Origin of the sequence: Plantactinospora sonchi (assembly GCF_036422035.1) — a bacterium.
Lineage (GTDB): Bacteria > Actinomycetota > Actinomycetes > Mycobacteriales > Micromonosporaceae > Plantactinospora > Plantactinospora sonchi.
In genome coordinates this window covers 1-12,612 of sequence record NZ_JAZGQK010000050.1, presented here as the reverse complement: position 1 = coordinate 12,612, position 12,612 = coordinate 1, and the positions used below count along the sequence as shown (strand labels likewise).

General features: G+C 70.6%; 12 protein-coding genes and 1 pseudogene. 4 read left to right on the top strand and 9 right to left on the bottom strand.

Features of this window, described 5'->3' with window-relative positions; all coding sequences use genetic code 11:
• Nucleotides 1–307: 307 nt before the first annotated feature.
• From V1633_RS36785 to V1633_RS36750, 8 genes are all read right to left on the bottom strand, one after another.
• Nucleotides 308–916: a flavin reductase family protein gene (locus tag V1633_RS36785; protein WP_331218811.1), complete on the bottom strand. Its 609-nt coding sequence runs from the start codon at nucleotides 914–916 to the stop codon at nucleotides 308–310.
• Nucleotides 917–918: 2 nt separating this feature from the next.
• Nucleotides 919–2,457, bottom strand: coding sequence for a 3-hydroxyacyl-CoA dehydrogenase (locus V1633_RS36780; RefSeq protein WP_331218810.1), 1,539 nt, complete (start codon nucleotides 2,455–2,457; stop codon nucleotides 919–921).
• A 27-nt stretch (nucleotides 2,458–2,484) separates the two neighbouring features.
• A complete protein-coding gene (locus tag V1633_RS36775; RefSeq protein WP_331218809.1) occupies nucleotides 2,485–3,264 on the bottom strand; it encodes an enoyl-CoA hydratase-related protein in 780 nt (259 codons plus the stop codon).
• Entirely contained in the window at nucleotides 3,261–4,040 is a 780-nt protein-coding gene (locus V1633_RS36770) for an enoyl-CoA hydratase-related protein (RefSeq protein ID WP_331218808.1), read from the bottom strand. The genes V1633_RS36775 and V1633_RS36770 overlap by 4 nt, the downstream gene beginning before the upstream one ends.
• Complete coding sequence (locus tag V1633_RS36765; RefSeq protein WP_331218807.1) at nucleotides 4,037–4,924, bottom strand: amidohydrolase family protein; 888 nt, start codon at nucleotides 4,922–4,924, stop codon at nucleotides 4,037–4,039. The genes V1633_RS36770 and V1633_RS36765 overlap by 4 nt, the downstream gene beginning before the upstream one ends.
• Nucleotides 4,918–5,562: a carboxymuconolactone decarboxylase family protein gene (locus tag V1633_RS36760; RefSeq protein ID WP_331218806.1), complete on the bottom strand. Its 645-nt coding sequence runs from the start codon at nucleotides 5,560–5,562 to the stop codon at nucleotides 4,918–4,920. Before V1633_RS36760 ends, V1633_RS36765 begins: the two co-directional genes overlap by 7 nt.
• Nucleotides 5,563–5,568: 6 nt before the next feature.
• The gene (locus V1633_RS36755) at nucleotides 5,569–6,756 is read right to left on the bottom strand and encodes a CaiB/BaiF CoA transferase family protein (RefSeq protein WP_331218805.1); all 1,188 of its coding nucleotides are present in this window, start codon (nucleotides 6,754–6,756) and stop codon (nucleotides 5,569–5,571) included.
• Nucleotides 6,757–7,010: 254 nt separating this feature from the next.
• Nucleotides 7,011–7,757, bottom strand: a complete 747-nt coding sequence (locus tag V1633_RS36750; protein WP_331218804.1) for a GntR family transcriptional regulator — start codon at nucleotides 7,755–7,757, stop codon at nucleotides 7,011–7,013.
• Between the two features lie 373 nt (nucleotides 7,758–8,130).
• Here V1633_RS36750 and V1633_RS36745 point away from each other — a divergent pair, with 373 nt between their 5' ends.
• The 4 genes from V1633_RS36745 to V1633_RS36730 all read left to right on the top strand — a co-directional run bounded on the left by V1633_RS36745 (nucleotide 8,131) and on the right by V1633_RS36730 (nucleotide 12,186).
• Nucleotides 8,131–8,898 carry an ABC transporter ATP-binding protein gene (locus V1633_RS36745; RefSeq protein ID WP_331218803.1) on the top strand — a complete coding sequence of 256 codons (768 nt, stop codon included), beginning with the start codon at nucleotides 8,131–8,133 and terminating at the stop codon, nucleotides 8,896–8,898.
• A gap of 2 nt (nucleotides 8,899–8,900) precedes the next feature.
• Nucleotides 8,901–9,755 (top strand): ABC transporter permease, encoded by an 855-nt coding sequence (locus tag V1633_RS36740; protein ID WP_331218802.1) that lies wholly within the window; start codon nucleotides 8,901–8,903, stop codon nucleotides 9,753–9,755.
• A complete protein-coding gene (locus V1633_RS36735; protein ID WP_331218801.1) occupies nucleotides 9,752–10,873 on the top strand; it encodes an ABC transporter substrate-binding protein in 1,122 nt (373 codons plus the stop codon). The genes V1633_RS36740 and V1633_RS36735 overlap by 4 nt, the downstream gene beginning before the upstream one ends.
• Nucleotides 10,874–11,013: 140 nt before the next feature.
• A complete protein-coding gene (locus V1633_RS36730) occupies nucleotides 11,014–12,186 on the top strand; it encodes a thiolase family protein (protein WP_331218800.1) in 1,173 nt (390 codons plus the stop codon).
• A 112-nt stretch (nucleotides 12,187–12,298) separates the two neighbouring features.
• Here the strand turns inward: V1633_RS36730 and V1633_RS36725 are convergent.
• Nucleotides 12,299–12,612, bottom strand: a pseudogene (locus V1633_RS36725) (hypothetical protein); the annotation flags it as partial.

Here is a 12,612-nt window from a genome sequence, read left to right as displayed (position 1 = left end):
CGCGAGGGGACACGTGCGCGAGGTGTCAGAGAGAAGAACAACGGCCCACACCAGAAGAAGGAGACTCTTCCGGGGACCAGAAACCCGCCGGCACCGCAGGGGGTCGGTGCTCAAGCGAACACGAGATGTAACGACCGCAGGCCCCGGATCATTCCCAGACCCGAACCCATCAGCCCAGCTCACAAGCCGTGCTACTCAGCCGTACGCGTAATGTAACGACCCCAGCCCCGCCAACATTCCACCACAGCCCGTTGATCATGAACCCGAACCGGACACCGGAGACATCGCCCGCGGAACTCGGCCCGGGTCACCGTGGTGGTGGGCCGACCGGCGGCAGAGTCGTGACATCCGTGATCCGGGCATAACTCGGACCGCCGAGTCGCATCAACGGATCAATCACCCGGGTGTCAACCTTGAGCCCGTCGAGGGCATCGTCGTCGACATGTACATGGACGATCTCGCCGACGACAAACGCTGATCCCCCCGTGCCGAACGGCGTCGTGGAAGACCAGCGACACTCCATCCGGACCGGCACCCCGGCGACACCGGGCACCTCGATCGCGACCGACGACACCAACCCCACTCCCAGCAGATCCGCCTCGCTCTGCTCGGGCCCGTAGTCGGCGGACGACCGGTGTACGAGATCCAGCATGGCGAAGGTCGGCACGTTGACCACGAACTGCCCGGTCCGCTCGATGTTGCGGCGGGTGTCCTTCGGGACCCCCGCCCGGGATCCGATCGAGATGCCGATCATGAGCGGGGTGTAGGAGACGATGGTGAACTGACTGAACGGGGCCAGGTTCAGCACACCCTCCGGCGAGCGCGACGTGACCCAGGCGATCGGGCGGGGCACGACGATCCCGGTCAGCAGCCGGTACCGCTCCCCCGCGTCGAGGCGTGCGCACTCGATCTCCACGTCTACTCCCCGCCCGCCGCGACGATGTCCTCCGGTGCCGTGCCGGGGTCGGCCAGGGCGAGGCCGAGCGCGACGCGTTCGACGATCCACCTGCTCGGCCGGTACCGCGGATCACCCGTCTGCGTGAACAGGCCGTCGAGCACCGTCAGGATACGGTCCGCTCCCACCCGGTCACCCCAGGCCAGTGGTCCCGTCGGATAACCAAGGGCGAGGCGTACGGCAGTGTTGATGTCGTCCGGTGTGGCGAGCCGGGCCTGCGCGATCCCGGCGGCGGTGTTGACGATCGACGCGAGCAGGCGCTGGGCGACGCCGGCCGGCCCGTCGCGGACGACGGAGACCTCCCGACCCGTGCCGGCCAACGCGGACCGCGCGACGCGGCCGACCTCCGGGTCGAGTCCCGGGTGGATCGCCAGGACAAGCCGAGTGGTGCTGTCGCCGATCGACTCGACGCCGCAGGTACGTCGGACCGGCAGTCCTCGGCGCCGCGCCTCCGCGACGACGCTCACGCCCTCCGGCGCGATCAGGACCACCGCCCGCTCACCTGGTTGCCCGGTCCGCTCGACACGCGTCCCCGCCCCGTCCAGCAGGGCGGCGAGCGACGGATCGTCGGTCCAGAACGGCCGGTCGACCGGCACCGTGGCCACCGGCACCGGCTCGGGAGGCAGCTTGGCCCCGTCCCGGTAGCGGTAGAAGCCCTCCCCGGTCTTGCGTCCCAGCAGTCCGCCGTGCAACCGGCCCCGCAGCAACGTCGACGGCCGCAACCGTGGTTCGGCGTAGAAGCCCGTCCAGATCGACTCGAGGACCGGCACCGAGACGTCGAGTCCGGTGAGGTCGAGCAGCTCGAAGGGCCCCATCCGCATCCGCAGTACGTCCCGGGCGATGGCGTCGATCTCGGCCGGCCCGGCGATCCCCTCCTCGAGCAGTTGGAGCGCCTCGGTGACGTACCCCCGGCCCGCGTGGTTGACCAGGAAGCCGGGTGTGTCGGTGGCCCGGACCGCGACGTGCCCGGTACGGGCGACGAGTGCGGTCGCGAAGTCGACGACGGACGTCGCGGTACGGACCCCGGGGATGATCTCGACAAGACGCATCCGGGGCACCGGGTTGAAGAAGTGCAGACCGAGGGCCCGTTCCGGCCGGTCGAGTACGGCGGCGATCGCGGTGACCGAGAGGGAACTCGTGTTCGTCGCGAGCACCGTGTTCGGCGCGAGGACCGACTCGAGTTCGCGGAACAGGCTCCGCTTGACCTCAAGGTCCTCGACGACCGCCTCGATCACCACATCGCACGGTTCCGGAGCTGTCGGGCTCCCCAACCGGGTGACCCGGGCCGAGACCTCGGCGGCCGTGGCGGGATCGAGTCGCCCACCGGCCACCTCCCGCGCCAGCTGGGCGCCGATCCGGTCGAGGCCGCGGTCGAGCGCGGTCGGATCGGCGTCGGCCAACCGCACCTCCATCCCGCTCGTCGCGAGCAACTGGGCGATACCCGTACCCATCGCGCCGGCGCCGACGACCCGGACCCGTACCGGCGGTCTGCTCTCGGTCATCGGGTTCCTCCCCGGTCGGTCATGCTGTCACTCTCCGGTGAACCGCGGCTCGCGGCGGTCGAGGAACGCCCGGAGTCCCTCGTGGTGGTCACGGGTGCCGAACATCGCCTGGAACGACCGCCGCTCGGTCTCGATCGCGCCGGTGAGCGGCTCGTTCTCGGCCGCGCGTGCCGCCTGACGGATCAGGGTCACCGACAGTGGCGAGAAGGCAAAAATGCGTTCCGCGAGCGTGACGGCGTGGCTGAGCGCCTGACCGTCCGGGACGACCTCGCTGACGATCCCGAGCCCGTACGCCTCGGCCGCCCCGACCTGGTCGCCGGTGAGCACGAACCGCAGTGCCCGGTGTCGCCCGGCGGCGCGGACCAGGCGGCTGAGCCCGCCCGCGCCCGGTACGAGTCCAACCCGGATCTCGGGCTGCCCGAAACGCGCCGACTCACCGGCGACCACCAGGTCGCAGGCGATCGCGAGTTCGCATCCGCCGCCGAGCGCGAAACCCTCGACGGCGGCGATCGTCGGCTTCTCGAGCCGCTCGACGACGTCGAAGACCTCGCCGGTACGCAGCCGCAGATGGTCGGCGACGCTGAGCCGGGCGAGTTCCTCGATGTCGGTGCCGGCGACGAAGTAGCGGTCCGCACCGGCGAGCACCACCGCGCCGACCCGCTCGTCGGCTTCGGCGGCGCGCAGTGCCGAGACGAGGGCGGACTTCGTGGCGAGGTCGAGGGCGTTGCGCCGGTCCGGTCGGTCGACCCGGATGACGCGTATCGGCCCGTGGTCGTCGACCCGGACCGGCTCGGGCACCGGGTTCATCGCCCGCGCCAGACCGGGGTGCGCTTCTCCAGCACCGCCTGGGCGGCCTCCCGCGCGTCCTCGGTCATCATCAGCCGGGTGCTGTAGCCCTGTTCGATCGGATAGCCGCGTTCGACCGGCAGGCCCTCGATCTCGTTGAGTGCCGTCTTGCCGTAGCGCAGCCCGATCGGGCTCTTGCCGGCGATCCTTCTCGCCAGCCGGTCGGCGGCGGCGGACAGCTCATCGGCCTCGACAACCTCGTCGAACAGGCCGATCCGGTACGCCTCCGTCGCGTCGACCGGGTCACCGGTGAAGAACATCCGGCGCAGGGCCCCCTGCGGGACGAGCCGGCCGAGGTAGGCTCCACCGCCGCAGCGTCCCACGTTGATCTCGGGTAGGCCGATCGTCGCGGTTCTCGCCGCGATCCGGATGTCGCAGACCGAGGCGAGCACGGCACCGGCACCGAGCGCGGGGCCGTTGACCGCCGCGATGACCGGCACCGCGCAGGTCCGTACGCTCTCGAAGGTGGCCCGGACGACAACCGCCCGAGCGGGATCCTGCTCGGGGGTGCTGGCCAGGAACTCCCGCAGGTCGAGACCGGCGCAGAAGGCACGCTGACCGGCCGCGGTGAGCACCACGCAGTGCACGTCGTGCGCCCCGGAGATCTGGGTGAAGACGTCGGTGATCGCACGGTAGTCGTCGAGGGTGATCGCGTTGACCGGCGGACGGTCGATCACCACCCGGGCGATCGCGCCGTCCCGCTCGACCCGTACGTGGTCGGTGCCGATGGTGTTCATGCCGCCCCCAGCTCGGGAAATCCGTACAGCCGGGCCGGGTTGCGCACCAGGATGCGCTCCCACTCGGGCCCGGGCGTCCAACTTCGGAAGAGATCAAGCAGCTCGCCGACGTCCGGCACCCGGTCGTCCAGCCGGACGAACGGCCAGTCGGAGGCCCAGAGCAGCCGGTCCGGGTTCGCCTCGAGGAGCGCGTCGTGGAACGGTCGGGCCTCGGCGAAGCCGTTCGCCGCCGTACCGACCCGGCAGACCGGGATCTTCACCCAGGCGACGCCCGCCTCCACCAGGGCGCGTACCTCACGGAACGCGGGTGCGTCGACGCCCGCTCCGACGTCCGGTTGGGCCAGGTGGTCGAAGACGACCGGCACCCCGCGCTCGGCGAGCATGGTGCCCCACCGTGCGCAGTCCGCCGCACCGGCCCACAACTGGGCGTGCCAGCCGAGGTCGGCGAGGCGTGGCGCGAACGCCTCGAGCGCGGCCGCGCCGACGCTGCCGGGCGGCGCGGACGCCGACGGGGAGCGCGGCTCGATGAAACGGAGGCCACGGACCCCCGCCTCGGCGAGCCGGTAGAGGGTTCCGTCGGAGACGTCGGGCCGGGCGACACCGATTCCGGCGAGTCGGCCACCCGCCGCACGCAGCCCTTCGACCAGCACGGTGTGGTCCTGGGCGTACGGACCGGGTTGGACGAGGACACCGCGACTGAGCCCGACCGCGTCGAGCATCGCGAGGTAACGGTCGGCGGGGGTCTCCGGCACCGGGTAGCTCGACGGTCCGGGCGGGTACGTGGCGAACGGGCCGAAGGCGTGTGCGTGGCTGTCGGTGGCCCCGGGCGGCGGTGCGACCCGGGGTGCCCCGGGCAGCGGCCGGGGTGCGGCGTCGGTCAGCACGGCTCCCCCGGTTCGCTCGCGTTCGTGGTCACGGCCGCGCCGGTACGGTGGCACGGTGGCAGTACGGGCAGCCCGTCACCGGCCGGGCCGAGCGGCGGCAGCGGTGCCGGGGCGCCGTCCGGAACCGGGACCTCGTGCACGTTGAGTGTCATCGAGACCAGGGTGTAGTAGCCGATGACGCTCGACAGGTCGACCATGCCGACCGGTCCCCAGCGTCGCACGAGGGTGTCGTACAGGTCGTCCGGCACGTCGCCGCGCTGTTGCAGCAGGCGGGCGAACTCGTACACGTCGGCGCAGTCCGGGTCGGTGAACTCGGGGCGCCGGCCGGTCCGGATCGCCTCCACGGCGGCCGGCTCGATGCCGGCGGCGACCGCCGCCGGCGCGTGCACGTGCCATTCGACCTGTGCGTTCCAACGGCGCGCGGTGACGATGATCGCGAGTTCGTTGAGGTGCCGGGGCAGGCTCGTGTCGAACCGGAGCAGCTGCCCGAAGTGCTGCCAGGCGTCGGCGAGGTCCGGCCGGTGCAACGAGACGCGCAGCGGGCCGACGAGCCGCCCACGCGGGCCGTGCACGATCTTGTCGTACACCTGTTGCTGGGCGGGGGTCATCGTGTCGGTGGGAAACAGTGGGATCCGCATCGTGTGTCAGTGCTCCTCGATGCCGAGTTCGGCCAGCACCTCGGCGGTGTGCTCGCCGAGCAGTGGCGGGTGGCGGTCCGTCCGCAGCTCGGCGTTTCGGAACACGTACGGACTGCGTACCTGCGGCACCGTCCCGGCGAGCGGGTGCGGCACCTCGACGACCGTTCCGCGTTCCCGGGCGTGCGGGTCGGCGAGCGCCGCGCCGACCGAGTTGATCGGACCGCACGGCACCCCGGCCCGGTCGAGCGCCGTGGCCCACTCGTGGACCGGACGGGTCGACAGGATCTCGGCGATCAGCGCCTCCAGTTCGTCGATGTGGCCGACCCGGTCCGCGTTGCTGCGGAAGCGTTCGTCGGTGGCCCAGTCGGGCCGGCCGAGTACCGCCGCGAACCTGGCGAACTGGCCGTCGTTGCCGACCGCCACGGCGAGGTGTCCGTCGGCGCACCGGTAGACGTTCTGGGGCTGGATGTTGGGGTGCCGGTTGCCGCGCCGGACCGGTTCCCGCCCGGTGACGAGGTAGTTCATCGCCTGGTTGGCCAGGAAGGAGTGCTGCACGTCGAGCATCGCGAGGTCGATGTACTCGCCCTGGCCGGTCCGGTGCCGTCGTTCGAGCGCCGCCAGTACGGCGACCGCGGCGTACATGCCGGTCATCAGGTCGACGATCGGCACCCCGACCTTCTGGGGACCGCCGCCGGGTATCTCGTCGGGCGCGCCGGTGACGCTCATCAGGCCACCCATCGCCTGGACCATGAAGTCGTACGCGGCCTGGTCACGCCGTGGCCCGGTCTGACCGAAGCCGGTGATCGAGCAGTAGACGAGCGCGGGGTTGACCTTGGCGAGGGCGTCGTAGTCGAGGCCGTACCGGGCCAGGGTGCCGACCTTGAAGTTCTCCAGCACGATGTCGGAGCGACCGGCGAGGGCGCGGACGACCCGACGCCCCTCCGGGGAGGCGAGATCGACCGCGACCGACCGCTTGCCCCGGTTGACCGAGAGGTAGTAGGCGGATTCCGTGGTCGGCTGCCCCGCCCGGTCCGCCAGGTACGGCGGTCCCCAGCTCCGGGTGTCGTCGCCCACCACCGGGCGTTCGATCTTGATGACGTCGGCTCCGAGATCGGCGAGCAACTGCCCGGCCCACGGGCCGGCCATGATCCGGCTGAGGTCGAGGACGCGCACCCCCTCGAGCGGGGCGCTCATCGCGTTTCTCCAGCGAGCTCGGTATGCATGGACCGCGCACCTCACTGTCTTGGTCTGTCAGCCCGGTTCCGGCCGGAGAGTCCCCGACCCAAAGGGTCATAGAACCAGCTTTATGACCTTACGCTAGCAGCGGCCTCGGAGACCGGTCAAGCGAGGTGTGACGACCCGTACGAACGCGCTCCCACCGACACGACGGGGAGCGGCGGTGCGGGACGGACGGGCCGGTGGTGGCGGACCGACGGATTAACTCGGACTCAGGTGACCTTCACGTCGAGGCGGATGACGTCCCCGCGGTAGACGCCGTCGCCGACGAAGATGACCGTGCCCGAGTCGTCGACCGCGGTCCGTCCGATGTGTACGACCGGCGCGTTCAGCGGGATGTCGAACGTCTCCGCGAGCAGCACGTCGGCCATGCCCACGGTGAGGGTCTGGTGGACCTCGGCGATGGTCAGCCCCTCGAGGTCCTTGAGCATCCGCAACGTCGTCTTGGTCGCGAGCGCCTCGTCCGAGAAGCGTTCCGCGAGGCGCTCGTCGACGTACGCGTCGCCCTTGTAGTAGACCTGCCGGTTCCGGGAGTGCCGGCGGCTGATCCGGCGGTAGCTGGGTGCCAGATTCCCGATCTCGTGCGGCACCAGCGGCGGCAGCGTCCCGTGACTGACCCCGAGGATCTCGATGCTGACCCCCTCCGGGGACAGCAGCAGACCGGACCAGTCGGTCGGGATCTCGTGCCAGAGCGTCTGTCGACTCCGCCCGGTGACGAAGGTGCCCTTCGCCCGGAAGCGTTCGATGACACCGTCGGCCTCGAGGACGTCGAGCGCCTGCCGCACGGTCGCCCGGGCGACCGAGAACTCGGTCGCGAGCTGGTCGACGGTGGGGATCTGCGCGCCGACCGCCCACTCGCCGGAGTCGATGCGCCGACGGAACAGGGTGCTCAGCTGGATGTACCGCGCGACGGCGCTGCGGCTGAAATCAACCCGGGATTCCTTGATCGTGCGCCCCATGATCGTGCTCCTCGCCCGGCTACGGTAACGGCCGATTTCCCGACTACCCGCGTCCGGGCGCCGCCGGGCAAGCTGCACGATACCAAGCCCTCTCCGTAGTTGCCGTGTTCGATGACCGCGCCGGGACGTACCCGCCGCGCGCCGGCCGGACCCGCCGGCACCGGGTGCGCCCCCGGGCCCGGCGAGCGGGCCGGTTCTCCGGTACGCGAACCCGTTGACAGCACTGGTGACCTCCGGTAACTTGCCGCAAAGATCATAAGTCCAGTTTATAGGGCGGTAACAGGCTGATGGTAGGCGGCAGCCGAGACGGCGGACTTCCAGACCCTTCCGCGTTCCGGCGTGTTCCCACCTCGTCGAGAGGAGAGATGACGCCATGACGGCGGCTGTTCCCATCGCCATCCAGGGCGTACGCAAGACGTTCAGCACAGCCGGACGACCCGAGACGACCGCGCTGGAGAGCGTGGACCTCACCGTCGGCGCGGGCGAGTTCGTCTCCATCGTCGGCGCCAGCGGCTGCGGCAAGACCACCCTGCTGAGAGTGCTCGCCGGCCTGACCGCACCGTCGGGTGGCGAGGTCCGGATCGGCGACCGGGTGGTGGCCGCGCCGGACCGCTCGGTGTCCCTGATGTTCCAGTCGCCGACCCTGCTGCCCTGGCTGCGGGTCGTCGACAACATCCTGCTCCCGCTGAAACTGCGCGGCCGGATCGGCGCCCACGAGCGCGAGCGGGCCGGTCAACTGCTCGACCAGGTCGGTCTCGCCGACTTCGGTGACCGGCTACCGCGCGAACTCTCCGGCGGCATGCAGCAGCGGGTCGCGCTCTGCCGGGCGCTCATCGCCGCCCCGACCGTGCTGCTGCTCGACGAGCCGTTCGGCGCGCTGGACGCGATGACCCGCGACCAGATGAACCTCGACCTGCACCGGCTCTGGGCCTCCACGTCGCTCACCACCGTACTGATCACGCACAGCATCTCCGAGGCGGTCATGCTGTCGCAGCGGGTGGTCGTGATGTCGCCCCGCCCCGGCCGGATCGTCGACATCGTCGACGTACCGCTGCCCGCCGAACGTCACGGTGAGCTCATCGACTCCCCCCAGTTCGCCGAGACGGCCGCTCGGATCCGCTCCCACTTCGCGAGGCACTGAGCATGACGACTTCCGCCCCCACCGCAGGCTCGACCGGGCTGCCCCGGTCGGGCGAACTCCCCACCAGCAAGCCGCGCCGGTCCTGGGCGCGGGCGGTCCGACGCTGGATCCCCAGCCTCGTGCTGCTCGCCCTGATCCTCGTCGCGTGGCAGTTCGTCCCCGGCCTGACCAAGACCGAGGAGTTCATCTTCCCGCCCCTGTCGGCGGTACTCGACCGGCTCACCACCCCCGAAACGCTCCAGCTCTATTTCAGCAACGCCTGGGTGACCACGTACGAGGCGCTCATCGGGCTCGGGATCGGCCTCGTTCTCGGCGTGCTGACCGGATTCCTGCTCGGCACCTTCCCCGCGGCACGACGCGCGGTCTACCCGTTCCTCGTCGCACTGCAGGCGCTGCCCAAGGTCGCCGTCGCACCGCTGTTCGTCGTCTGGTTCGGCTTCGACCTGACGCCGAAGGTGCTGGTCGTCGTCCTGCTCGCGTTCTTCCCGGTCCTGGTCAACACGATGAGCGGGGTGATGAGCATCGACCAGGACAAGGTCGACCTCTTCCGCTCCAACGTCGCCAGCCGCTGGCAGATGTGGCGCCACCTGCTCTTCCCGTGGAGCCTGCCCGGAATCTTCGCCGGGCTCGAGGTCGCGGCGGTACTCGCGCTGCTCGGCGCGATCGTCGGCGAGTTCGTCTCGGCACGCGAGGGCCTCGGCGTCGTCCTGCAGCAGCAACAGAACACGTACGACACCGCCGGCGTCTTCGCCGTCCTCATCATCCTGTCCGTCATCGGGCTGCTCATGAACCTCGCGATCCGTCTGGTACGACGCACAGCCCTCTCGTGGAGCACCTCCGAAGGAGCCGAACTATGAGCGACACAGTCACGCCGCAGCGGCCACGTCGACGGTTCACCGCCGTCACGACCGTCGCGCTCGCCGGCCTCCTCGCCGTCACGGCGACCGGATGCGGTCCGGACGGCGGCCCGGCCGGGGCGGACGGCAAGGGCGGAACGATCACGTTCGGCATCTCCACCCCCACCATGACCGCGAACTTCGTGGCCCTGGCGGTCGGCAAGGAGGAGGGTTTCTTCGCCGACGAGGGACTCAAGGTCGACGACGTCTTCCTCAAGGACAGCGGCACCGTGCTCCAGGCGATGGCCGGCGGGAAGGTGGACATCGGAACGCCGACCCCGGACGTGGCCTTCGCCGCGATGGACCAGGGACAGGACGTCAAGCTGATCTACAACTGGGCCCGTCGCCCGGTGGCCGCGTTCTCCGTGCTCGACACCAGCCCGATCACCACGGTCCGGGACCTCGCCGGCAGGACGATCGGCGTCCAGTCGATCTCCGCCGGTACGACGACCCTGGCGAAGGCCTCACTCACCCAGGCGGGCGTCGACGTCAACCGGGTCAAGTTCGTCGAGGTCGGGCTCGGCGCCCCGGCGCTCGACGCCCTGCAACGCGGCCGCGTCGACACGGTCGTGCAGTACGACGCGCAGTCGTCGGCGCAGATCAGCGCCGGTGCCAAGCTCCGGCTGATCAGCCCGGAGGGCGTCGAGGACCTCTTCGCCACCACGTTCGTCTCGAGTTCGGCCTTCCTGACCAGCAACAGCGCGGCGGTCAAGGGGTTCGGCCGGGCCTGGAGCAAGGCGTCGGTGTGGGCGCTCGCCAACCCCGAGGCGGCCATCCGGATCATGTGGAAGCTCTACCCCGCCAGCAAGACCGGCGACGGTGACAAGGCCATGCAGAACGCGCTCGCCATCTTCAAGGCCCGGATGGACAGCGCGGTGAACGTCGACGACGTGACGGCGAAGAAGATCTGGGGCCAGTACGACGAGTCGGCCGTACAGCACTGGCTCGACTTCGCCCACCAGAACGGCATCACCAAGTCGTCGCTGAAGACCTCGGACGTCTACACCAACGCCGACGTCCCGGACTACAACAACTTCGACGCCGCCGCGATCCAGAAGGCCGCCGCCGAAGCCAAGTGAGCGGCGCTCTCGGCGGATGCCGAGGTAGGGAACCGGCGGGAGCCGGAAAGCCCGGCGCGGGTACGGGGCCACCCCAGCGGCCTCGTACCCGCGTCGCCTGTCAGGATGACCACCACCCACCATCCCGGGGAAGGCAGCTCATGCCCGCGAGCTTCATCTACGACGCCGTCCGCACACCCTTCGGACGCTACGGCAAGGCCCTCGCCGACGTACGCCCGGACGACCTGGCCGCCCACGTGATCGAGGCCCTGCTCGCCCGGCACTCCGACCTCGACCCGGCCGCGATCGACGACGTGTTGCTCGGCGACGCCAACGCGGCGGGCGAGGACAACCGCAACGTGGCCCGGATGGCTGCCCTGCTGGCGGGACTGCCCACCTCGGTCCCCGGGGCGACCCTCAACCGGCTCTGCGGTTCGGGAGTCGAGTCGGTCATCCAGGCGAGCCGAGCGGTCGAGACCGGCGACGCCGACCTCGTCCTGGCGGGCGGGGTCGAGTCGATGAGCCGGGCGCCGTGGGTGCTGCCGAAACCCGACCGCGCCTTCCCGAGCACGCACGCGACACTGCACTCGACCACACTGGGCTGGCGCATGGTCAATCCCCGGATGCCGGAGCGGTGGACCGTGTCGCTCGGCGAGACCGCGGAGATCCTCGCCGACCGGTACGGCATCTCCCGGGAACGCCAGGACGAGTTCGCGCTCGCCAGCCACCGCAACGCCGCCGCGGCCTGGGACGCCGGCGTCTTCGACCGCGAGGTCGTCGCGGTACCCGGCGTCGACCTGGCCCGGGACGAGGGCGTACGGCGGAACACCTCCCTCGAGGCCCTCGCCGCGCTGTCTCCGGCGTTCCGACCGAACGGCACCGTGACCGCCGGCAACTCGTCACCGCTGAACGACGGCGCGAGCGCCATCCTGGTGGGGGCGGAACACGTGCCGTTCTCCGCCGAACCACTGGCCCGGATCGTCGCGCGGGGCGTGGCGGCGACCGATCCCGACATCTTCGGGATCGCTCCGGTCGAGGCGGCCGACCGGGCCCTCGCCCGGGCCGGCCGGAGCTGGGACGACGTGGATGTTGTTGAACTCAACGAGGCCTTCGCCGCACAGAGTCTCGCCTGCCTCGGGCTCTGGCCCGACCTCGACCCCGCGAAGGTCAACATCCATGGCGGGGCGATCGCGATCGGCCACCCGTTGGGTGCGTCCGGCGGTCGGATCGTCGGACACGTCGCGCACGAGCTGGCCCGACGCGGGGGCGGCGTCGGCGTCGCGGCCATCTGCATCGGCGTAGGCCAGGGCCTGGCCGTGGTCCTCGAACGCTGACGTCGCCTGCCGACCGAGCCGGCACGTCGTTGGCCGGCTACCACAGCCGGATACGCCGCTGGCCGGGTCCCCGTGGTGGGGACCCGGCCAGCGGATCGTTCGTGTGGGTGGGTCAGCTGTTGTTCCAGGCGTTGGCGACCAGGTCAGCGGCCTGGTTCTCCCACTTCGCGTACGCGTCCGGGTACGCCGACACCTGCACCTTCTGCGCGGCCACGGTCAGCGGCAGATCATGCCAACCGTCAACCTGCTTCAGCCCGTCCAGGAACGCGGTCGTGGCATGCTCCCGATCCATGATCTGATCCGGGCTACCCCAACCCGACGACGGACGCTGCTGGAACAGACCCAGCGAGTCATGGTCGTTGTTGGCACCCAGGTCACCCAGGTTCTCCAACTTCGACTCCTGCAGCGACGTACCAACGGCGATCA

Coding starts and splice junctions, on each gene's coding strand:
- V1633_RS36780 (WP_331218810.1), bottom strand. CDS start 2,457: ATGACCGAGAGCAGACCGCCGGTACGGGTCCGGGTCGTCGGCGCCGGC.
- V1633_RS36775 (WP_331218809.1), bottom strand. CDS start 3,264: ATGAACCCGGTGCCCGAGCCGGTCCGGGTCGACGACCACGGGCCGATA.
- V1633_RS36770 (WP_331218808.1), bottom strand. CDS start 4,040: ATGAACACCATCGGCACCGACCACGTACGGGTCGAGCGGGACGGCGCG.
- V1633_RS36760 (WP_331218806.1), bottom strand. CDS start 5,562: ATGCGGATCCCACTGTTTCCCACCGACACGATGACCCCCGCCCAGCAA.
- V1633_RS36755 (WP_331218805.1), bottom strand. CDS start 6,756: ATGAGCGCCCCGCTCGAGGGGGTGCGCGTCCTCGACCTCAGCCGGATC.
- V1633_RS36750 (WP_331218804.1), bottom strand. CDS start 7,757: ATGGGGCGCACGATCAAGGAATCCCGGGTTGATTTCAGCCGCAGCGCC.
- V1633_RS36745 (WP_331218803.1), top strand. CDS start 8,131: ATGACGGCGGCTGTTCCCATCGCCATCCAGGGCGTACGCAAGACGTTC.
- V1633_RS36740 (WP_331218802.1), top strand. CDS start 8,901: ATGACGACTTCCGCCCCCACCGCAGGCTCGACCGGGCTGCCCCGGTCG.
- V1633_RS36735 (WP_331218801.1), top strand. CDS start 9,752: ATGAGCGACACAGTCACGCCGCAGCGGCCACGTCGACGGTTCACCGCC.
- V1633_RS36730 (WP_331218800.1), top strand. CDS start 11,014: ATGCCCGCGAGCTTCATCTACGACGCCGTCCGCACACCCTTCGGACGC.